General features: G+C 40.5%; 25 protein-coding genes, 2 tRNA genes and 2 pseudogenes. 11 read left to right on the forward strand and 18 right to left on the reverse strand.

Annotation, left to right across the window (positions count from 1 at the left end):
- The first annotated feature begins 73 nt into the window (after positions 1 to 73).
- Positions 74 to 409 carry a HEPN domain-containing protein gene (locus ACMFNG_RS07360; RefSeq protein WP_011012079.1) on the forward strand — a complete coding sequence of 112 codons (336 nt, stop codon included), beginning with the start codon at positions 74 to 76 and terminating at the stop codon, positions 407 to 409.
- Positions 372 to 740: a nucleotidyltransferase domain-containing protein gene (locus ACMFNG_RS07365; protein ID WP_011012080.1), complete on the forward strand. Its 369-nt coding sequence runs from the start codon at positions 372 to 374 to the stop codon at positions 738 to 740. The genes ACMFNG_RS07360 and ACMFNG_RS07365 overlap by 38 nt, the downstream gene beginning before the upstream one ends.
- Here ACMFNG_RS07365 and ACMFNG_RS07370 read toward each other — a convergent pair.
- Positions 741 to 1,181 (reverse strand): annotated as a pseudogene (locus ACMFNG_RS07370) (MFS transporter); the annotation flags it as partial.
- Between the two features lie 71 nt (positions 1,182 to 1,252).
- On the opposite strand from ACMFNG_RS07370, the gene ACMFNG_RS07375 reads away from it, so the two are divergent.
- Positions 1,253 to 1,954 (forward strand): IS6-like element ISPfu1 family transposase, encoded by a 702-nt coding sequence (locus tag ACMFNG_RS07375; protein WP_430515106.1) that lies wholly within the window; start codon positions 1,253 to 1,255, stop codon positions 1,952 to 1,954.
- On the opposite strand, the pseudogene ACMFNG_RS07380 reads toward ACMFNG_RS07375, so the two are convergent.
- Positions 1,944 to 2,687 (reverse strand): annotated as a pseudogene (locus ACMFNG_RS07380) (MFS transporter); the annotation flags it as partial. The gene ACMFNG_RS07375 and the pseudogene ACMFNG_RS07380 overlap by 11 nt on opposite strands.
- Positions 2,688 to 3,341: 654 nt before the next feature.
- Between ACMFNG_RS07380 and ACMFNG_RS07385 the strand changes: the two are divergent.
- The 5 genes from ACMFNG_RS07385 (at position 3,342) to ACMFNG_RS07405 (ending at position 6,318) form a co-directional block, all read left to right on the forward strand.
- Positions 3,342 to 4,073, forward strand: a complete 732-nt coding sequence (locus tag ACMFNG_RS07385; RefSeq protein ID WP_014835287.1) for a hypothetical protein — start codon at positions 3,342 to 3,344, stop codon at positions 4,071 to 4,073.
- Between the two features lie 12 nt (positions 4,074 to 4,085).
- Positions 4,086 to 4,442 carry a hypothetical protein gene (locus ACMFNG_RS07390; RefSeq protein ID WP_011012085.1) on the forward strand — a complete coding sequence of 119 codons (357 nt, stop codon included), beginning with the start codon at positions 4,086 to 4,088 and terminating at the stop codon, positions 4,440 to 4,442.
- 206 nt (positions 4,443 to 4,648) lie between these two features.
- On the forward strand, positions 4,649 to 4,825 hold the full coding sequence (locus ACMFNG_RS07395; RefSeq protein ID WP_011012086.1) for a hypothetical protein: 177 nt from the start codon (positions 4,649 to 4,651) through the stop codon (positions 4,823 to 4,825).
- A 25-nt stretch (positions 4,826 to 4,850) separates the two neighbouring features.
- Complete coding sequence (locus ACMFNG_RS07400; RefSeq protein WP_011012087.1) at positions 4,851 to 5,180, forward strand: hypothetical protein; 330 nt, start codon at positions 4,851 to 4,853, stop codon at positions 5,178 to 5,180.
- Between the two features lie 70 nt (positions 5,181 to 5,250).
- Positions 5,251 to 6,318, forward strand: a complete 1,068-nt coding sequence (locus ACMFNG_RS07405; protein WP_014835288.1) for a CGP-CTERM sorting domain-containing protein — start codon at positions 5,251 to 5,253, stop codon at positions 6,316 to 6,318.
- Here ACMFNG_RS07405 and ACMFNG_RS07410 read toward each other — a convergent pair.
- The 5 genes from ACMFNG_RS07410 to ACMFNG_RS07430 all read right to left on the reverse strand — a co-directional run bounded on the left by ACMFNG_RS07410 (position 6,274) and on the right by ACMFNG_RS07430 (position 10,574).
- A complete protein-coding gene (locus ACMFNG_RS07410) occupies positions 6,274 to 7,140 on the reverse strand; it encodes a GNAT family N-acetyltransferase (protein ID WP_014835289.1) in 867 nt (288 codons plus the stop codon). The genes ACMFNG_RS07405 and ACMFNG_RS07410 overlap by 45 nt on opposite strands.
- 107 nt (positions 7,141 to 7,247) lie before the next feature.
- Positions 7,248 to 7,697: a hypothetical protein gene (locus ACMFNG_RS07415; protein ID WP_014835290.1), complete on the reverse strand. Its 450-nt coding sequence runs from the start codon at positions 7,695 to 7,697 to the stop codon at positions 7,248 to 7,250.
- Between the two features lie 15 nt (positions 7,698 to 7,712).
- Positions 7,713 to 8,660: a hypothetical protein gene (locus ACMFNG_RS07420; RefSeq protein ID WP_394295152.1), complete on the reverse strand. Its 948-nt coding sequence runs from the start codon at positions 8,658 to 8,660 to the stop codon at positions 7,713 to 7,715.
- A 194-nt stretch (positions 8,661 to 8,854) separates the two neighbouring features.
- The gene (locus ACMFNG_RS07425; RefSeq protein ID WP_430515132.1) at positions 8,855 to 9,682 is read right to left on the reverse strand and encodes a hypothetical protein; all 828 of its coding nucleotides are present in this window, start codon (positions 9,680 to 9,682) and stop codon (positions 8,855 to 8,857) included.
- Positions 9,683 to 10,217: 535 nt separating this feature from the next.
- A complete protein-coding gene (locus tag ACMFNG_RS07430; protein WP_223209016.1) occupies positions 10,218 to 10,574 on the reverse strand; it encodes a DUF4143 domain-containing protein in 357 nt (118 codons plus the stop codon).
- Positions 10,575 to 10,812: 238 nt separating this feature from the next.
- Between ACMFNG_RS07430 and ACMFNG_RS07435 the strand changes: the two genes are divergently transcribed.
- On the forward strand, positions 10,813 to 10,950 hold the full coding sequence (locus ACMFNG_RS07435) for a hypothetical protein (RefSeq protein WP_170230894.1): 138 nt from the start codon (positions 10,813 to 10,815) through the stop codon (positions 10,948 to 10,950).
- A gap of 100 nt (positions 10,951 to 11,050) precedes the next feature.
- Here ACMFNG_RS07435 and ACMFNG_RS07440 read toward each other — a convergent pair whose 3' ends face one another.
- Genes ACMFNG_RS07440 through ACMFNG_RS07455 form a run of 4 tightly spaced genes read right to left on the reverse strand, consistent with a single transcriptional unit; the run spans position 11,051 to position 12,082 of the window.
- Positions 11,051 to 11,278, reverse strand: a complete 228-nt coding sequence (locus ACMFNG_RS07440) for a type II toxin-antitoxin system VapC family toxin (protein ID WP_011012095.1) — start codon at positions 11,276 to 11,278, stop codon at positions 11,051 to 11,053.
- Positions 11,279 to 11,316: 38 nt separating this feature from the next.
- Positions 11,317 to 11,499 carry a hypothetical protein gene (locus ACMFNG_RS07445; protein ID WP_014835293.1) on the reverse strand — a complete coding sequence of 61 codons (183 nt, stop codon included), beginning with the start codon at positions 11,497 to 11,499 and terminating at the stop codon, positions 11,317 to 11,319.
- On the reverse strand, positions 11,496 to 11,681 hold the full coding sequence (locus tag ACMFNG_RS07450; RefSeq protein ID WP_011012096.1) for a hypothetical protein: 186 nt from the start codon (positions 11,679 to 11,681) through the stop codon (positions 11,496 to 11,498). The genes ACMFNG_RS07445 and ACMFNG_RS07450 overlap by 4 nt, the downstream gene beginning before the upstream one ends.
- Positions 11,682 to 11,716: 35 nt before the next feature.
- Positions 11,717 to 12,082, reverse strand: coding sequence for a hypothetical protein (locus ACMFNG_RS07455; RefSeq protein ID WP_014835294.1), 366 nt, complete (start codon positions 12,080 to 12,082; stop codon positions 11,717 to 11,719).
- 102 nt (positions 12,083 to 12,184) lie between these two features.
- Here ACMFNG_RS07455 and ACMFNG_RS07460 point away from each other — a divergent pair.
- Together ACMFNG_RS07460 and ACMFNG_RS07465 are read left to right on the forward strand one after the other, a co-directional pair.
- Positions 12,185 to 12,262: transfer RNA gene (locus ACMFNG_RS07460), tRNA-Ala, on the forward strand.
- Positions 12,263 to 12,274: 12 nt separating this feature from the next.
- Positions 12,275 to 12,352 (forward strand) — tRNA-Val (locus ACMFNG_RS07465).
- A 404-nt stretch (positions 12,353 to 12,756) separates the two neighbouring features.
- On the opposite strand, the gene ACMFNG_RS07470 is transcribed toward ACMFNG_RS07465, so the two are convergent.
- The 7 genes from ACMFNG_RS07470 to ACMFNG_RS07500 form a co-directional block, all read right to left on the reverse strand.
- Complete coding sequence (locus tag ACMFNG_RS07470; RefSeq protein ID WP_011012099.1) at positions 12,757 to 13,275, reverse strand: hypothetical protein; 519 nt, start codon at positions 13,273 to 13,275, stop codon at positions 12,757 to 12,759.
- A gap of 75 nt (positions 13,276 to 13,350) precedes the next feature.
- On the reverse strand, positions 13,351 to 15,864 hold the full coding sequence (locus ACMFNG_RS07475) for a CDC48 family AAA ATPase (protein WP_011012100.1): 2,514 nt from the start codon (positions 15,862 to 15,864) through the stop codon (positions 13,351 to 13,353).
- Between the two features lie 4 nt (positions 15,865 to 15,868).
- Positions 15,869 to 16,639 carry a hypothetical protein gene (locus tag ACMFNG_RS07480; protein ID WP_048059048.1) on the reverse strand — a complete coding sequence of 257 codons (771 nt, stop codon included), beginning with the start codon at positions 16,637 to 16,639 and terminating at the stop codon, positions 15,869 to 15,871.
- Between the two features lie 49 nt (positions 16,640 to 16,688).
- Positions 16,689 to 17,684, reverse strand: a complete 996-nt coding sequence (gene porB, locus ACMFNG_RS07485; RefSeq protein WP_011012102.1) for a pyruvate synthase subunit PorB — start codon at positions 17,682 to 17,684, stop codon at positions 16,689 to 16,691.
- A 10-nt stretch (positions 17,685 to 17,694) separates the two neighbouring features.
- Positions 17,695 to 18,885: a pyruvate synthase subunit PorA gene (gene porA / locus ACMFNG_RS07490; RefSeq protein ID WP_011012103.1), complete on the reverse strand. Its 1,191-nt coding sequence runs from the start codon at positions 18,883 to 18,885 to the stop codon at positions 17,695 to 17,697.
- 10 nt (positions 18,886 to 18,895) lie between these two features.
- The gene (porD, locus tag ACMFNG_RS07495; RefSeq protein ID WP_011012104.1) at positions 18,896 to 19,213 is read right to left on the reverse strand and encodes a pyruvate synthase subunit PorD; all 318 of its coding nucleotides are present in this window, start codon (positions 19,211 to 19,213) and stop codon (positions 18,896 to 18,898) included.
- Between the two features lie 48 nt (positions 19,214 to 19,261).
- Positions 19,262 to 20,197 carry a 3-methyl-2-oxobutanoate dehydrogenase subunit beta gene (locus ACMFNG_RS07500; RefSeq protein ID WP_011012105.1) on the reverse strand — a complete coding sequence of 312 codons (936 nt, stop codon included), beginning with the start codon at positions 20,195 to 20,197 and terminating at the stop codon, positions 19,262 to 19,264.
- Between the last annotated feature and the right edge of the window lie 3 nt (positions 20,198 to 20,200).

The following is a 20,200-nucleotide window of genomic DNA, read 5'->3' on the forward strand; positions in this document are numbered from 1 at the left end:
GAAATCCTCTTTCAGCGCTCGAGAGATTATATCTCCCTCGCAGACACTGCTTTCCAAGTAAGGAAAGTATGAGGTGGCAATTTTTCTTGCAGAACAAGGGCTTCAGATATACCTAAAGGCCATACTCATTAAATATGCCGATCTAAGGTTGAAGACTCACTCACTAAGGGAGCTCCTTATGAGTGTTGGAAAAGTATTTGAGATGGAAGAGAGAGTTGCAGAATTCATTAAGTCCAATAGAATAATGCTTCGGGAGCTTGAAGATGCATATATTGACGCCAGATACGAGCCAAAGCTATATTCTCGGAAGGATGCTGAAGACATTATCTACTTTGTTAAGCAGGTAATGACCTTTGTGGAGGAGCTTGAAGATGAATTCGAGAGAAAAGTTGATCAAAGAACTTATTGAAAGAGGGAGAAAGCAGTATCTCATGATAAAAAACTATCATCTCTACCTACCATCAATAAAGAAAGCTTGTGAGAAAATTTTTGGTAACTGTGAAGTCTATGTATTTGGAAGTGTATTGACGGGGAAGTTCACGGCAGGAAGTGACGTTGATCTGCTGATAAAAGTTCCTAACCCTCCAAAAAGCTTACGGGCGAAGGCTGAAGTTGAGGCTAAGATAGAGGAACTCGCAGGTTTGCCGGACTATCATCCGTTTGAGTTTCACATAGTTGATGAGGAAGGCTTCAAATGGTATGTGGAAAAGCTAAAAATAAAGTTAAAAAGAGTAAGCTAGCTACTTCTTTGCAATCCACAAGAGAAAGACTCCAGCTAATATAAATGCCATTAAACTTCCCGAATAAGGTAGTGTCGGATGTATACTGGCCAGAGCTCCGGCCGTTATTGGGGTTATAAGTCCAAGAACTCTCTGATAACTCGAAAGGGCTGCATGGAATTCAGTTGTTCTCTCCCTTGGAATGAGCTTGAAAAGCCAAGAGCGATAGAAGGGAAACCATAACGCGTTCCCAAAGTCTCCAATAGCGTAAACAGCCAAGGCAAGCCAGAATGGCGGAGCCAAAGCCATCACGAAGGCGTAGAGGGCGTTTAGGAACATCCCCAAAGCTATCGCGTGGAAACCCTTATTCTTTGGAACGCGCTCGCTGGCGTAGGTGCCAGCTATTCTCATTATGCTACACGCAACCACTATCAGCGTTATCTCGAAAATTGTCTTTTTCAGATACTGTTAGGATAAGCTGTGGGGTGTCAGGTTTAAGTTACTGGCAGTACTTTAGAAAAAGAAGGGGGAACATGAAGTCTGAAACCATTATTTACTGGGTGGTTTCAGCCTTAAAACCCTTTCGTCGCAACAAAATCCCACCAGAAAAGAAAATCAGGGGAGTAGAATTATACCTGCGAGGCCTCAGTTACCGGCAAACCGCCAGAATACTCAAAATCAGTCACGTAACAGTCTGGGAGGCAGTCCAAAAACTCGCAGAAGCAGTTTACAAGCCAAAAATCCTCGCAGTCAAAAAACAGCGAAACTTCATCGCAGTTGACGAAACAGTAATAAAAATCAACGGGAAGAAAAGATACCTCTGGGCTGCAATTGACGTTGAGAGCAAGGAAGTTTTAGCAGTCTGGATTACGACTGTTAGAAACTGGTGGATTGCCAGGGACTTCATTCTAGTTGTTTTAAAGTCGTGTGAAGGGCAGCCTGTCTTTCTGGTTGACAGGGCGAGCTGGTATAAGTCTGCTTTTAAGAGTTTGAGGTTGGGTTATCTGCATGTGACTTTCGGGCCGAGGAACAGTGTTGAGCGCTGGTTTAGGACGTTGAAGGAGAGGACGAAGCGTTTCTGGAATAATTTCAGGGGTAAAGACTGGAGGAGGGTTCATAGGTTTGTTTTTCTGTTTGCCTTCTGGTATAATTTTGTCAGAATTCATTCTAGTTTTGGTGATCCGCCTGGTGATGTTACTGAATGGCTTCAGGAGGTGATGCCCCAGTTATCCTAACAGTATCCTTTTTCAACACAAAAACAACATAATTTATGAGAATAAATTCTGGTGCAAGTCCCCAAGCTAGGGTTAAGAGAGTTTCAAACGCGATGAGGTGCTTGAACTCACCGATCTTGAATTTGAAGCCTTCGGAGCTTATCCTCTCTTCCTTGCCTACTGGAGGTAGGAAAAGCCAGAGATACGTGACAGTTACAACTGAGAAAAGGCCAAAGAAGAGAAAGGTTAAGCGGTAGTGCTCCGGCTTGTTGTACACATACCCAAGGAGATAGCCCATTATGGGAAAGCTCACAAGGGTTGCTATTTCTGGAAGGCGAAGATGCCAGGCAAAAATCTCCTCATACTTATCCTCGGGATAAATTATCTGTTCATAGGCTTGATAGAGAGGATACAAGAGAGAGGATAACTTCTCTATAATTCTACCTATAAAGAGCATCAGAGGAGCTATCGCACCTTTTGCAAGGCCATACATAACGTAAGCTATGCCATCAAGTATATCAATTGTTATTAGCCCTTTCTTAATATCCCAGTTGTTGAATAGCCTACCAAATAGATACGTGAGGGGTATTGATGCTATGTTAATTGCCGTGAAGAATGCTCCAACTTCTAGTACTGAATAACCAGTTTTCATGAGGTAAAGAGGGAAGAGTATCCATACTATGAGCCCAGGAGCTATAAAGGTGTGGTATAGCATGTAAGCCTTGGCTTCCCTGGGGATCTCACTCCAGCGCATAAAGACCACTATCGAGGCTTGACTTGCATGAAAAACTTTAAATGATTTTTGGTGAGAGTAATAGGTATATTCTAATCTTAATTCTCAAAAGTCTATGTTTGATAATTAAGAAAAGGCCAAAGAGCTAGCAAAAATTCTTAATGGGCTGGAACGTTCAGGAAGACTCAAAATTTCTAGTTGCTAACCAAAGAGAACAGACTAATGTACTTTACTGAGATAGTAAAGCACTAGACAGGGTTCTCTATTATTTAGATTATGTAGCAATGGTTTTATCTACAGTAACAATCTGAAAAGGTGGCCCAAACTATTAGGAATAAAGATACTGTAAATAAGATACTATAATTCCTCATGGTCGCAGGCATTTCTTATTTCGGGGGAGGTGAAATAATAAATTAGACTCCCAGATTTCAAGGAGAAGATAGAGAAGATTGAAAAATTTTAGAGGAATACTTTACCTTTTCTTCGGAATAGCTCCCTTGGCTTTCTTGAGAATTTCATTCAGGTGCCATAGGAAACCCAATAAAACATGTAAAAAGTTATTATACTTCATTTAGTTATAATAAAAATAAACAGATATATTCGTGTTTCTTTTAAGCGAAAATGTTATATATAATAAAATTGTTAAATATTATACAAAGTATATGGGGGGGACAAATGCAAAGACGTACCTTATTGGCTACGGGCATAGTTTTTCTCTTAGTTGGAACATATGGATTATATGCAGTTGGTTATCCACAATATCCAGAAGTAAAAGACTGTGTAAACCCATTTGAGGTTGTAAAACATCTTAACAGTGTTCAAGAGAATTGGTCTAGAGTCCACATATTTTTTAAGCTAGTAACAAGTAGAGACTTCTGGAAGTTAGCAAAACCATGGAACGTAGATTACTCTAATGTTAAAGTCGTAAAACACGTCCTTGAATATAATGGGGAAAATATAACAATGATCGCTATAGGAATTCCCCTAAAAGACAAGAAACATGTAGTAGCACTTTATGAGTTTTCAAAGCCCGTTCAGGGGGTGAAAGTGAGAGGGTACTTAATCGAACTTTCTCAAGGGAAACTAGTCCCTAGATTAATAAGTGTAAATGGGGGTAAACTTACGGCATTAAGTAACTGTAGACACGAATGTAAAAGCAACTCAGACTGTTCATATCCCAGGGAGTTTTGTACTAAATATTGTTGTTCCTATGACAGGGATTATGCGATTGACTGTTGCCTTGCCGCTGGGCGGTGTGGAGCGGTATGTGGAGTAGGAGCAACTGTATGCTTGGTAAACCCAATAGGGTGTATAGCATGTACTGTTTGTGTAATTGCAAATTGTTATGACTGTATCGAAAAAAGTTGTCTTGAGTGGGGAAGTGGGTGTGAATATCATGGAGCTTGAAGGTGAATGTCCATGAAAAGAAAAGGGCTTGCACTTGGGATGGTCTTTGTCGTTTTTCTCATGATTTTTACATCTTATGCAGGAATAACAACTGGGGAATTCTGGAATGATCCACTAAGAAACACTGTAAAAGGTCTTTTTATGGGTTTTGGCTTAGTGATAATCCCCTTTGCTATAAGTGCAATTTTAATAGGTAGGATTCCTCTCTATGTTGTGTTATTTACAGTTGCTGGCATAGAATTACTATTGGCTTTTATAACACGTACACTTGGATATTCTCAATACTCTAGAGTATTTATTGAAGCTACAGCTGTTCTCCTCCCTGCCGGATTAATAATGGGTTGGGTTACTACTAAATCCAGATTTTAAAAGTTTTATTTTCCTTATTTTCTTTTTTAAGTTTCTCTCTAATCCCACTCATGATCATACCTAGAAGAACAGAGAAAAATAAAATAACTCCTCCAGCACTTTGTCACAGGCCTGACAGAAATGAAACTTCGATTCCCACATGCCCATCCTCTGACACCTTAATCTATTAAAAGACCAAAGTATAAACATATTGAAGGGGGATCAAGGTGAAGGAGGCAAGGAAGCTTATTCTCCCCTTGGCCATTCTCCTCATAACTATCCCAATGGCAGTAGCTGAAGGATGGGCAAAGACTTACAAAATAGAGAACTCTGATATCATGTACCCTGAAAGTCCATTGATAATGGAGAAGACAATTTACTTACCTGGGATTTATCAAGTTTGACTTTTCCTCACAATTCTTCTACATAATGTCACTAGATTCCCTAACCGGAGAAGGAGAAATTAAGTGGGTAAAGGAAGTAAGGTTCACTTTCAATGGAACTGAATTGGGCCCTCAATTTGAATTAGACAATCCTAGGGTGTTTCTTAGGAAAAGTCCAGATGGGAACATTATTGGATTCTTCAGAGTGAAACGTCCAGATGCTCCGATATTCTCTGGAACAGTGGTCTTTAAGATGACTCCAGAGGGAAACATTCTGTGGGCAAGATATTATAGGATGTGGCAATATAATGATAGACTGGACAAAAACTATACAAAAGAACTTATCCCAATTGACGCTAGTTCTTTGAGATTATAACCGTACGTTGGGACTTATTACTGAAAACGGAATATACCTTCTTGCCGAGACCATAGGTTGGTTTTCATCGATGATGGAAGCGTTTGTAGTTATGAAATTATCTCCAGAAGGAAAGCTTGAATGGGCGAAAGTCTATGGGGCCTATGAGCCCCCAATGAGACCAGTAGGAATAGAGATTATAGAAGACAGAAAAGTTCTTGTACTTGTGGCCTGGAAAGAACCAACCCTCTATTGGATAGATGAAAACGGGAATATAACAAGGGGGCTACTCGTGAAAGTCCCAACGTACGGTTATAATCTCAAAGATCTTGCCATCGATGGAAATGAGATTTATCTGGCTGGAGCAATAAAACCAGATCTATATGAGCCCTTTTTGATAAAGCTCTCTGGGGAGGGAAGCTTACTTTGGTCTAAGAAGTTTCCCAATTCAGGTGAGACATTCATACAACTGATACCAGCCAGAGATTCCATATACGTTCTCGGATACGCGGGATCTTCATTTCAGGAAGGTAAAGACTATAAAAGGCACGCTTGGATTCTTAACTTTGACAAAAATGGAAAGCTTAGATGGCATGTTCTCCTAGGAGATACAATGGGATACAACAAGCTTGGAGGGATAGCGGTTGGCGATTATTTGTATCTCTTTTACTTTAGAAATGTGTTTATGAAGAAGGACATTGTTTCACTAGCCCTTGGAAAAGATGGATCAACCCCTCCTTGTGACGCAGACAGACCAAAGCTTGAAATTGAAAATCTTGAAATCTCTTTAAAATTTATAAAACCTCCACAGATGGATACTCCTCTAATAGAAGAGTTTGATGTGAAATCATCAACAAGGGATCTTCACCTAATCGTTAGTGAAGCTTGTTCTGGTGACCTTCAGGCAAGTCCAAGCTTAGGGCAAACTAAGAAGACTACAACAACCAACCCTTCCAGCCCTACTTACTCAAAAACCACCACAAGCCCTACCCAGACTTCTCCAAAAATCACAATAATAACCTCCCCCCACATCACCTCCACCGCTCAAATTCCAGAAGAAAAGACACCAAAACCTACAGAAAGTGAAAAAAAGGGTATTTGTGGCCCAGCAGGATTAGTATTCTTTGTTATAATTCCACTTATTCACAAAAGGTATTAAACCCTTTTTATCTTTTAATTTCTTTCTAAAAACAAGAACATTCGGTTCTTTAGCATCGTCCCATATGTAGACTCCTATCCTCCTAAAAACTGAAAGAACTGGTTTTATTGAGCTGGACAACATAAGGTTAAATTCTTCTTTATCCTTTTCTCTTGCTACCCAAGCCATTGCTGGTAAAAGTGCCTTCAGGACAGCGGGACCAGGTTCGAGAGGTGTAAATATTGTTTCCTTTTTTGGCCCTATAAACTTAAGGCCGTTGTACTCATAGACTTCAGCATTTTTTCTTATCCATTCTAATGCTTCCTCACTCCTTTTTATGAATCTCCATCCAACTGGAATAATCCCTAAAGTTAAGTCCTCAAGCTTTGGCTCTATTCTAATTGGTTCCTCAGGTTTAAAATCGCCAACCCTTACGCTGGCAACGAAGAACCGCGCTTTAACCCAGAATCCATTCTTTTCTGCCATGGCTATTATCTTTTTGTTAAGGAAGTAGGGGGAGAACTCAAGGGCATCTATTATACCTTCACTTGCCATCATTCTTCCCTTCTCTACAATAAAGTTGTGTAACATTTTACCAAATCCCCTACCGTGGTAGTTGGGATGTACCCTAAGTCCTTCCATCCAACTAACTCTATTGGGAAGAAGAGTCAACTTAACAGTGCCAATGACCTTCCCATTAAGCTCGAGAACATAGAAGTTCCCATCCTTAATCCATTCGTCGAATACGCGCGCAAGGTAGTCCTCACCGTCCCAGGTGAGATGGGCTATTTCCTCGATAAATGGTTTATCCTGAGGTTTAGCCTCGCGGATTATTGGTTTCATCATTAGCCCACCTGATAGTATGTTGGTGCTTTGAAATTCATGCTTTTGTCTCTGAATCTGTCTTCCTTGCCACTTCCTTTAATAGTCAGATGATTGGAATTAAAGTCTTAAGGGCTTACCGTAATTTTCTTGTTTGTATCTCCCCTGATGTATACTATCACTTTCTCTGCATTAACTTTTGACACAACTCGAAGGTCGGAAATATAAGCAAGAGGAGTCTGAATTACTCCAGAAGATTCACTATACTGAGACACTCTCTTAGAAGTAAACTTTAGAAAGAGTACTCCATCTTCATAAGCACATCCAGTGAGGTTAAAGATCCATTTTCCCTCAAGTCTAAGGAGGAGTATTTCAGTAGCATTTTTCCCAGTGGATGAAGGATCCTGTGGAAGGGGATACTCTACAAATTTTGAGCATTCCTGCGTCCAAGGTATCTGCTCATACCTTCTATCTTCGATTACATTTAGTATATACACTCCTAGAATAGGGATGTAGATTATGGAAAGCAGTAAAATAATAGCAAGGGTGATGGCAAGAAGATCTTCTTTTTTCTTCAATTTTTATTCCCTCCGCTAGTTATAAGTTACTGTAAGACTAATCCCCAGATCTTTTTCAATTCCGTCTATTGGACTATAAATTGAGCCTGAAGAAGGTTTTCCCCAGTTTATTCCATAAAGCTCTGCAGCTGAATTTCTATATGAACAATAAACTGATCCCTTTATATTTTTGTAATACCCTACATATCCGAGAGTTCCAGTGCCTCTCAATTCTCTATTTTGTTTAATCCCACCAATAAGAGGTCTAATAAAATCACTATTTGTGGTTAGCTTTATGTATCCTTCCTCTTCCACTCTTACTGCCTCTTTGGGGATTCCCAGTTTCTCTAATTCCTTTTCAAGTATTTTTAGAGTTTCTAGAGTTACGTTTGCTAACCCAATTGTCAACGTATTGTGAGCTTCATCGGCATCTATCGTTACAATTCCAAGTTGCTTAATGACACTTACATTAAGCCTTTCTATCATATGCTTCCATCTCACTAGATCTGCGAAATTGTATTTTCCTTTTAGGAATATTATATTTATTTTTCTTTTGTATTTTTCTAGTTTTTGTTTGATTTTTTGCTTATCTTCTTCGTTTTTTATGTAAATGAATATTAGTCCTCTTTTTTCATCAATGAACATTCCTCCGTAAGATGAGAGGTTTCTAGAGGATTCTCCATTAAGCTCGTCAATCCCCACTAGTTGGCTTAACTCTCTTGCAGCCTGATGTAATATTATTGATTCTGGTTTCTTGAGTAATCCGTAGGGTTTTTCTTTAAATGCGAATCCTTCAAAATTCTTAATTTTCTCGGGTTCTTGACAATACCACCAGATTCTAGGCTCACTCTTCTCAACCCACTGGCCATTCTCAAAAACCCAATATTTTACTGGCTGACAGGCCTTATCATTACCCGCACTCCCAAAAGAACCCAAAACCACAAAACCAAGTAACAAAACAATAACCCACCTCAAACCCAACACCACCACCACAAATATTTGCACTATCAGCTATACCTCCAAAAATATTTGTAATTTTTGGTAATATTTATGGTGACAGTGTCTAAAGATATTGGTCAATAAAAGTTATTCTTGAAGACCATCCAAACTAGAGCTTAAATACCTTGTCATAAAAATAATTTTTAACGCACAAATCCAAGATGGGATAGGAGTTGATTTCATGTTCTTGAAGAGTTATATATCAATATTACTACCCTATCAAACCCCATCACCTGGGAATACTCAACATAAAAGCGGGTGTTATCCTTCTTAAACATCTTCCCAGTCGCATTTACTGGGGTGATGTCTTTCCAGCTCTTTGCTAATGCTTTAGTAATCTCAAGGTACACTTCCCTCCCGCAACCTTTGGGGTAAACATAAACTGCCACATTCAGGTTTGGCTTCACGCTTCCTTCAAATTTGGCCATGTAGCCCTCTATCTTTACCCCTACTTCAGCTGTCCAGTTTTCTTCCATGATTGGAATATTTTTCTCTAACATAGTTGATATATTTTTCTCAAGCAATGTGTAAAAGATGACTTTTTCTGGTGAAGGCCCATAGTACAAAGGAGTCACGGTCTTTGCAAAATCTATTACATCCTCACGCTCTCCTCGAGCAACAACAAGTATATATGCATCTCCCATGAATTTGCAACTAATATAATATCCATTCTTATCTTTTACCAATACATTATTTTTGTATATGCTAAATCCCCTCTGCTCTAGTTCATTGGTTATTCTGTTTTTCTCTTTCTCGCATGAATCGGATGAATAGTAAGTGTAAAGTCCGAACTCAGTTTCATTGGCCTTTCCAGTGAATTTTTTCAAATAGTTATGAGGTGAAACAATGTTGAGTGGTGCCTCTTCCACTTTGTATAGGTATCTCGCCCCCTCAAGAAACACTCTTAGGGCTTCAGAACCGTTTGAATAATTGCAGTGTGGAGATAAGCTTATGTTAAGGTTGATTTGGGATGTATGGATTTTGTATGCATATCCAAATATTGCCAAAATAATAAGTAGAAGAGGAATAATTATTTTTCTCATTTGACATCACCAAGTTCATGTTGTTCTTATCTTCATGAGATCTGCATCTTGCCAATTTCCATTGGCTATATATTTCACATCATTCCCGTCATGGACTTTAATATAGAGCACAGTTCCAGTTTTTCGGGAGTATACATACCCAACCCCAGTTACGGCATGTGCACCCTAGTGGGTTCTCCAATAGTGGCATTCTTCCAGTTTTTAAACTCGGGAATATTAGTAGCAATCCAATTTACATATGTTTGAGCAATCTGCGAAGCTAGCTGCGGAGGGATTTCCCTACTTTCCATAGCAGTTGTATTTCCTGAATATCCAAAAACAAATATACAAAGCATTAGTATTGATAATTTTTTAATTAATTTTTCATAATTATTCCATCTCTAAAATCATGAGATTACATAATATTTAAATTTTTTGTTGTTATTATATGTTATCTAAAATTAAATAACAGAAGTCAAATTCAAATGTAATGAAAATACTTTTACTTTGTCCTACTAAGTTATCCTAAGAGCCACTTCCATAAGGGGACAAATCTAACTCTTTTTCCTTTGTAAACCTCAGTTCCTTCATAATCCCATGTTACAACCGTTAAATTGTTACACTTTAATAGTCTAGAAGCCCTTAAAAGTGCCCCTACTTCTCGCTGCTTTGTCTCGATGTCATCGATACTATAGCTTACCTGGATCAGTTCTTTTACTTCAAATCCAGTTAAGACGACAAAATCTACTTCTCCTTTAGAATCCATCCAGTATCTGATTTCAAGTCTTGGTTCTTGATAGTACTTCCTTCTTAGGAGTTCAAGAGCTACAATGTTTTCAATTCGATGACCTGTATCTTTAACCCCGTCATTATGCAAAAACGTTAAAGTGAGCAACGTTAGAGGCTAGTTCTTCAATCAGGACTATGGCAAACTTTATTCAGTCCCTTGAGGATAAAAAGGAGGGCATGGCAAACAAAGACTTATTTAAGGATATGCCATCTAGAACTTCAAACATGAAGTTTCTAAAGAAAGCCTCACAAAAAACACTAGAGCTTCAAATATCAGAGATTGATTCTTTAATAAAGCACTCTACAAGCTGAAAGGCGATAAGACAATGATTAACTTCATTCAGTCGAGAAACGATGAGAAGGGAGCATGGCAAAACTATGTAAACATTAGGCAAGCATTAGAAGGAGCGGTAAAAGAATATAGAAAATTAATGGAAAAAGGCATGTTCGCCTTTCTCAACTAACTTCTTTTCTCTTTATAGAGTTTTAACCCAAACTTGGTGAACTTCTGAAAGCCTTTGTCATAGGTGAGGAGGTAGTATCCCTTATGAATGGCCGTTGAGGCTATGAGAATATCCCCGTCATCCCTGGTGGTGTTCCTTCTTTCTCCAGCCTACGGTATAAGTCGGAAGCGAGGATAGCCGTAAACTCATCAACCGGGACAACTTTAAAGAGAGTCGTTAAGTCCTTCATTGCTCGCTTAAACCCTCTTTCCGACTTAACACCCCTCAAGAATTCAAAAAGGGTAACCACCGAGATTTTAGCTCCAGAATACTTAACAAGCTTTTTCAACCTGTCCCTTTTTGACCCAAGTGATTAAAGCGCTCGTGTCAATAATCAAACTTTTCGTATTTACGGAGCTTGAGTGGCTTTTTCTCGATTTCATTCACATCAACCTCTCCAGATTTTACCAGATTGATTAAATCCTTAGCGAGGATCCACTTCTCAATATACTCTTTCGCCTTCTTAGTCTTCCTACTCTTAAAGTTCTCAACCCTAATAACAGCCTTCATTCCTCCTCAACCTCGATAGTTATCTTCAGCTTTTTAACATCCTCCTCACTAAGTCCCTCTTCCTTAATGAGGTACTCTATTATCGCTTCCCTCGCAAGGCGTTTAAACTCTCTTATGCTCATCCCCTCGGGGACCGGGATTTTTACCTCAAACACATCCTTTGACTTTGTTTTTACGGCCATCCTTCACACCTTAAAAAGTTTAGAGTGCATGATTATTAATTTTTCTTCCGCTTTCTCTTTTGACCTGGGTAGTCAATTTGCTTAATGTCGTAGCGTTCAGGATGTCTCAACCATAACTCCAACTGCTTGAGTGTTGCCTTCTCAAGGTCAAAAACCTTCCTCGCCTTCTTCGCCTTATCAACCGCATAATCCCGCTTACCGTAGGTTTCCCAATACTCCTTAAACTCCATTATCGCCTTTATGAGCTGATCTTTAGCCTTCCTCACCTTTTCAGCCTTCCCAATGATTTTAGCAATATTCTTAATGTTCTCTTCAAAGGTTAAGTTAGTGTCAACAAGAGCATAATAATCAATAAGGTCTTCCCCGATCCCATACTTCCTCTTCGCTACTCGTTGAGCCAACTTTTTCTTTCGTATTCCTCATATTTAACTTCTGAAGTCATTTAAAAAGTTGAGCGTAAAGTTTTTAAAGCTCATTTGAGGATACGTAAATGGTCTTAAGGTGGGCCGGTAGCTCAGCCTGGTATGAGCGCCGCCTTGGCAAGGCGGAGGCCCCGGGTTCAAATCCCGGCCGGTCCACCACAAATTTTGGGCGGGCCCGTGGTCTAGACTGGTTATGACGCCACCCTGACAAGGTGGAGGTCCGGGGTTCAAATCCCCGCGGGCCCACCAGATTTTCTTAGTAATTCAAAAAACTTACTTTTCTTGGGAATTTTGTTTGCAACTTTCTTTGCAAAGCCTGTAGAAACTTATTATTCCTCCAATTGTTGGAGCAATTCTAACAGAGAGAGCTATGAGTATATTTATTGAGTTTGGAAGCCTTTCCATAAGCCACATTATCCAAATTACGAATGTAATAGCACTGCCTGCTACTGCTAATAAAAAAGGAAAAAGTATGTAACGCAAGTTTTTCACAATTCATCCCTCCTAACTAAGGAAAATCTACATATATGTAGTCATATTTCACATTCAGATTTAAGGATGCATAACTATACTTTTCCTCTGAGGACACCTTAGATGTTAGTTTTATGTAGACTACATACCTATGTCCACTTTTCAACATATACGCCGGTGTTCTATACAATATTTTGTCTGTTTATATCTTTGATTCCAACAAGCGAGAAGTCTTGGCTATCAGCATTAAAGCATGTTACAGAGCCTGTTGTAAGATCCTTTATACAGACATCAACTCTATATGAGGCCTCTCCAAAACTGAGACTTATTGATCCGCTAATCTTTATTGGTACTTCTATGGTAGCATATACTGCTCCTTTACCTCCAGTATCAAATTTCTCTCCTATCTCTGCATATGTTACAACATATCCAAAGCCAAGTGATTTAATAGATGCAGATACTTTCTGAGAAGTTCCTAGGTAGTACCCATTTTGATCTATATAAAACAATCCACTGTGATCCTCAACTCCCGCGTCCCCATATTCAGAATAGGTCAACTTTTTGTCAACTCCAAGATATACAACATCTCCACCACCTGTACCTGGATCTATGTACGTTGGATTAATAATTCCCTTTGTTGCACTTACTGTCCCACTTAGAATAATAATACAGACTACTAAAGCAAAAACATTTTTCAGCATTATATCACCATAATTTAGTAATACATAAAATCCCTATAAAAATTTCTACTAAAAAGTTAAATAAAAGACAAAAAGCTATCCAGTAAAGTAATCTGGCTCTCTTCCCATGGACTCCCCACTAATTCTCTTCCTCGACTCTTCAAATTGCCTGTAATATTCCATCATGTATTTATTGACACTTGGCTTGACTTTCTTTAGCGCCTCCTCAAAGTCCTTCCTCGTAACTATTAGCTTATCAAGGAACTCTTCGCTCTCCTCCTCCAACTCCTCCTTCGGTACACTTTTAACAACTCTCCTTAGAGCGTTTAGTGCTGCTTCTCGGCAGACTGCTGCTATGTCTGCACCAGTGTAACCTTCAGTCCTCCTGGCCAACTCTTTCAAGTCAACGTCATCAGCCAATGGCATGCCCCTAGTGTGAACCTTGAAAATCTCAAGCCTAGCCTTCTCATCAGGAGCTGGAACTAAAATAAGCCTATCAAAACGCCCAGGCCTCAACAAAGCCGGATCAATAATATCCGGCCTATTAGTAGCACCAATAACCACAACACCACTATTTTCCTGTATCCCGTCCATCTCAGTTAGCAACTGGTTTATCAGCCTATCTGTTACTCTCTCTCCCTCGTATCCACCCCTAGCAGGTGCGATTGCGTCGATTTCGTCTATGAAGATTATTGCTGGGGCTGCTTGTCTGGCTTTTCTGAAGATTTCCCTAATCCTCTTCTCACTCTCACCAACCCACTTACTCAAAACCTCAGGCCCACGAATGGCAATAAAATTAGCCTGACTCTCAGTAGCAACAGCCTTAGCCAGCAAAGTCTTACCAGTCCCAGGAGGACCATACAACAAAATCCCCTTAGGCGGAGAAATGCCTAACCTCTTGAAAGCTTTCGGATACTTAAGTGGCCATTCTACTGCTTCTCTTAGTTGTTGTTTTACTTCTTCTAGTCCTCCGATATCGTCCCAGTGGACGTTTGGAATCTCAATGAGAACCTCCCTAAGAGCAGAAGGCTCCACCATCTTCAAAGCCTCATAGAAATCCCTCCTAGTTACCTTCAATTCCTCAAGAACTTCCCTGGGAATGCTCTCAGCTTCTGGGTTTATTTTACCTTCTTTTATTAGCCTCCTCAGCACTACCATCGCTGCCTCTCTTGCCAACGCAGCCAAATCAGCACCAACGAATCCATGAGTAACCTCAGCCAGCTCATCGAGCAACTTGTCAATTAGCTTTGCCCTAACATCCATGAATATCTTGCCGTGCTTCTTTAGAATTTCTTTGACTTCCTCTTCGCTTGTTGCCTTGCTGATTTCTTCGATAATCTTTTTGATTTCGCTCTTTTCGTACTTTTCTTCCTTTTCAAGTTCTTTTAGTGCTTTTATGACACTTTCCTTATCGTAATCAGGCTCTATTGGCATTCCTCTTGTGTGGATCTGGAGGATTTCCTTCCTACCCTGCTTATCTGGAACTCCGACTTCTATTTCTCTGTCAAACCTTCCAGGCCTTCTCAAGGCTGGATCAATGGCATCGGGCCTATTTGTGGCTGCAATTACTATTACTTTCCCTCTACTCTTTAGCCCATCCATTAAGGTTAATAGCTGAGACACTACTCTTTTTTCAACCTCTCCGACAACTTCTTCTCTCTTTGGAGCAATTGCATCAATTTCATCAATAAAGATTATTGCCGGTGCATTTTCCTCAGCTTCCTTGAATATCTCTCTCAATCTTTCTTCGCTCTCTCCATAGTACTTGCTCATTATTTCCGGACCATTAATTGCAATGAAGTAAGCATTAGCCTCATTGGCAACAGCCTTAGCCAGCAAAGTCTTACCAGTCCCAGGAGGACCATACAACAAAACACCCTTCGGAGGCTCAATACCCAATCTTTCAAACAATTCTGGATGCTTCAAGGGCAATTCAACCATTTCCCTAATCTTCTCTATTGCTTCTTTTAGACCACCAATGTCCTCATAGGTGACTTCAGGAACTTTCTCCTCTCTGACCTCAACCGCTTGCGGAAGTACTTCAACTTCAGTATTGTAAGTTATTTGCACTATTCCTCTGGGAACTGTACTTACAACTACAAACTTCAGCTCTCCAAAGCCCATGGACATCTCAAAGAATCCTCTGAATATCTCGTCAAATGGTGTTCCTGTGTAAAATTCACTTCTTCCACTTGCCACTACAATGTCTCCTTTTACCACGGGTCTTCCCAGGAGGTTGTTTTTAACTAGGTCTCCTGGAATCTGGATATATACTCCCTTTTGGGCAGGAGCTAAAACAACTTTTTTTGCCTCTTTAACTTCAGCTCTCCTAATTGTTACGTAATCTCCAATGCTAACTCCAGCATTCTTTCTAATGTAGCCGTCCATTCTAACTATATCCAACCCCCTATCGTCTGGGTGGGCGTTTGCCACTATTGCTGCAGTAATTCTATTTCCTTCAATTTCTACAATGTCCCCAGGTTCGACTCCAAGCATTCTCTGATATTTCTTATCAAATCTTACAATACCTCTTCCAACGTCCCACTTAAGAGCTTCAGCTACTCTAAGCTTAATTTCTTCTTTTCTCTCTTCTCCCCTTCCAATTATCATGATATCACCCCTTACCCTTTTTCTTCTTTTGAAGCTCTATAGCCTCTTCAATTGTGAGGTTACCAAGAGCTACTTCTTTAGCAAGTTCAGACGAAATGGTAATTTTACCTCCACTCACAATCCTACTTTGAGCTTTTATATTCTCTATTTCTCCCTTGGTAACTTTGTCACCCCTTATTAACTCTTTTATTGTCATTTCCCTTCCCTCTCTAAGCCCTATGTTTATTGAAGCTACTATGTCCTGAATAGCCCAAGCTTCAACCCCTCCGACTCTTGGAGTTGTCCCCCTTTCATTTACAAGTATTATGGGATAATTCTCTCCTAATACCTTCGCCAATGATTTGAGCATTAAGATCCTGTGTCTCTTAGCCCCATGCCCAATTTTTATCTTTGCTCCTGGGTATTTTTCTAGGAGCTGGATAATGATATCTACATCTTTTGGGCTCTTTAGGTGATATACTTCCAAAACCCTATTGTCAGCAACAACACTAACTCCAGGCCGCTCTCCTGGGTCTATGGCTATGAAAACGGATTTGAACCTCTTTTTTCCTTCAAGAAACAGCAAAAGTTCATCTATGAAAGTCTCATCCCTAACTATTATTTTGTTTGGGAACTTTATCTTGTCAAAGTCTTTCTCTCCTGTTAGAATAACTTCTACGTCGAAGGGTATTTCATCTGTGGGGGTTAGACTATAAAATGGTATCTTATGCTCCTTGAGAACCTTTGATGCTAAATAGTACACTCTTGGGTCACTTGTCATTATCGCAATTCGCATCAATAAAAGGAAATAATTAATAGGTTAAAAAAGATAATGGAAAAAGAGGCTACTCCTCGGGTCTTGGAAGTATTGCTTCAACTCCTAAGACTTTCCACATTGCTTTTACTTGGTTCCTAAGCTCTTCAATGGCCTCTGGTCTCTTGAAGAGGTGCTTGAATCTTCCTTGGAGCTTGAGGTACTCCTCGATTGGCTTCTTGAACTCTATTCTAACGACTCTGTTGCCTTCCTTGTAAACCTTAGCTCCTCCTCCTGGGGGCTGTATCTTAATGTTCCAGATGTCACCATTTTCAATCTCGAAGAGTGGCCATATACCTGTTTCTATGGCTAGCCTTGCTATCTCAACGCCTTTTTCCAGTGGACTTCTCCATCCTGTCGGACAAGTACAGAGGACTTGAACGAATGCTGGCCCGTCAATCTTGCCTGCTTTCTTTATCTTTCTCACGAAGTCAAGTGGATTTCCTATGCTTGCAGTTGCTACATAGGGAATTTGATGAGCGGCTGCAATAAGTGCTACCCACTTCTTTGGCTTGTCTTCACCTACTGAATACTTTCCGGGAGGTGAAGTTGTGGTCCATGCTCCATATGGTGTTGATGAAGACCTCTGAATTCCAGTGTTCATGTAAGCCTCATTGTCATACATAAGGTAGAGAACATTGTGCCATCTTTCGAGCATTCCAGAGAGGGCTTGGAGTCCTATATCAGCTGTACCACCATCTCCACCTATTGCCAATATCTTACCTTTCCTTCCAAGCTTCTTCCATGCAGCTTCAATACCACTCGCTACGGCTGCAGCGTTTTCAAAAGCTACGTGAATCCAGGGGGCCTTCCATGCTGTATATGGGAATACAGCTGACACTACTTCCATACAGCCAGTTGCGTGAGCTATTGCGAAGGCGTTTGGATCTCCATATTTCTCTTCCATAGCTTCACTAAGAGCCTTGGTAGCTAACCTTAGAGCAGTAGCACACCCACAACCTGCACATGCGGCATGACCAGGAGCCCAATATTCACGGGTAGTTATTGGGGGCTTTCTAACTGCCATCTCAATCACCTCACTTCACAAGTTCCCATCTTAATCCAATCCAGTTAATTGGATTCTCAACTTTACCTTCCTTGAGTGCCTTCTCTGCAATTTCCAGGGCTTCGTCAAGCTGGTTGAAGGTTACATCTCTTCCACCTAGGCCAACTATGAAGTCGACCATTAGTGGCTTTTCGCTCTCGTTGATGAGAGCTGCTGATGCATCCGTAAAGACTGCACCATAAAGGCCGATTGTGATGTTCTTCTCTAGGAATGCGAGAACCTTTGCCTTCTTTGCTAGTTCTCTTATCTCTTCTACTGGGAATGGCCTATAAACGGTTATCTTTGCTGCACCGACTTTGTAACCTTCCTCTCTCTTCTTGTCTATCCACTCTTTAAGGGTTCCAGCCAGTGAACCCATTGTTACGAAGATTATGTCTGCATCCTCTGTCTTGTACTCCTCAATCTTCTGGTACTTTCTTCCGAACTTCTTCTCGAATTCTGCAAATGCTTCGTCTATTACCTTCTTTGCTCTCTCCATAGCCTCCCAAACTGTGTATCTGCTCTCCATATAGTGGGCCGGGAATGCAAGGCTTCCTTGAGTTATAGGCCTTGCGGGATCAATATATGCGTGCTTGGGCTCGTATTCTCCTAGGAATTCATCAACAACCTCTTGGTCTGGGATTTCTACTGGTTCAACTGTATGGGTTAGGATGAATGCATCGAATCCAACCATGGCTGGAAGGAGGACTCTTTCATCTTCTGCAACTTTGTAAGCTATTAGGATCAAGTCTAGAGCCTCTTGGTTGTTTTCTGCATAGAACTGCATCCATCCAGTATCTCTTTGGCTAATTGTGTCTTGCCAGTCATTCCAGATGTTAATTGGAGCTGACAAAGCTCTGTTACCAATTGCCATTACAATTGGCAATCTCATGCCAGCAGCAATGAATAGAATTTCGTGCATTAAAGCCAAACCTTGAGAGGCTGTTGCTGTGAAGGTTCTAACACCTGCAGCAGCCGCACCTACACATGCTGAAATTGCTGAGTGCTCACTTTCAACTTTAATAAACTCTGCGTCTAGTTCACCATTTGCCACGAATTCACTAATCTTCTCGGGTATTAGGGTTGAAGGTGTAATTGGGAATGCTGCTATAACCTTTGGTTTAGCCAACTTAGCAGCCCAAGCAGCGGCTTCATTAGCCTTCATAACTTTCCTAATTGGCATCTAAACCACCTCACTTAACTTCTCTAACCATTTCAATGGCTTTTGTTGGACACTCATTAGCACAGATTCCACAACCCTTACAATAGTCGTAGTCAAAAACTGGGTAACCTTCTTCATCTAGGTATATTGCAGGCTCTGGACAGTAGATGTAGCAGAGATAACACCTTACACACTTGTCCCTGTTGAACTCTGGCTTAAAAACTCTCCAAGATCCAGTTTTATTAATGACGCTACTTCCTGGAATGTAGACTATTGCTCCGGGTGTCATTTTTTCACTTAACTCTTTTTGGGCTCTTTCTATATCGGCCTTAAACGGACTTTCAGCCATATTTACCACCTCGAGTGAGTTTTCAAAATAAAAATTTAAGCATATAGGTCATCCAAAGACCTCGGCAAGCTTCTTTAGCCTTTCCCATTCTTCCAATACCCATTTTTGAAGTGTCTCAATATCCTCTTTTGTCATGTATTTAAATCTTCCCTGGAGCTTCAGGAATTCTTCAATTGGCTTTGGTTCTTTTTTGGGATTTGGCATATTAATCTTATACTTGCCATTTTCATATTCGAAGAGTGGGAAGTATGCAGTTTGAACTGCCAAGCGTGCAATTTCTATTGACTTGTCTGTTGGTGCTCTCCACCCAGTGGGACAGGGAGCGAAGAGCTGGATGAAACTTGGACCTGAAATCTTTTGAGCCTTCTTAAGTTTTCTAATGAAGTCCTCAGGATAAGCTATACTGGCAGTTGCGGCATATGGAATTCTATGGGCAATTACAATGTCAATAACCTTCTTCTTATGCCTCTTCTCTAGGAAGTGTCTCCTTCCTCCTGGGGTATTTGTGGTCCATGCTCCATATGGAGTTGATGAAGACCTCTGAATTCCAGTATTCATGTAGGCCTCATTATCGTACATTATGTACACCGCATCGTGACCTCTCTCCAAGAATCCAGAGAGGGCTTGAAGACCAATGTCGGCAGTACCACCGTCTCCTGCCCATCCAACGACCATTATCCCGTCTTCTCCCTTTACCTTGTATCCCATAGCCTTTAGTGCAGCTTCAATTCCACTTATCACCGCTCCTGTTGTTTCAAAGGCTGTGTGGAATAAGTTAGCATCTATTGCGGAGTAAGGCCAGGGACCAGCTATGATGGTCGAACAACAAGCTGGAATTACTAGGATGGTCTTTTTTCCATAAGCTTTCAGCACATATCTAAGTCCGAGGGAAGCCCCACATCCCTGGCAAGCGGTATGGCCAGCATAAAAGTGCTCTTCAAACGGGATCGTTACCCTCTTCTTAATATTCTCGGGAACTTCCATAAC

Source organism: Pyrococcus woesei (assembly GCF_050496105.1).
In the GTDB taxonomy this organism is placed as follows: domain Archaea; phylum Methanobacteriota_B; class Thermococci; order Thermococcales; family Thermococcaceae; genus Pyrococcus; species Pyrococcus furiosus.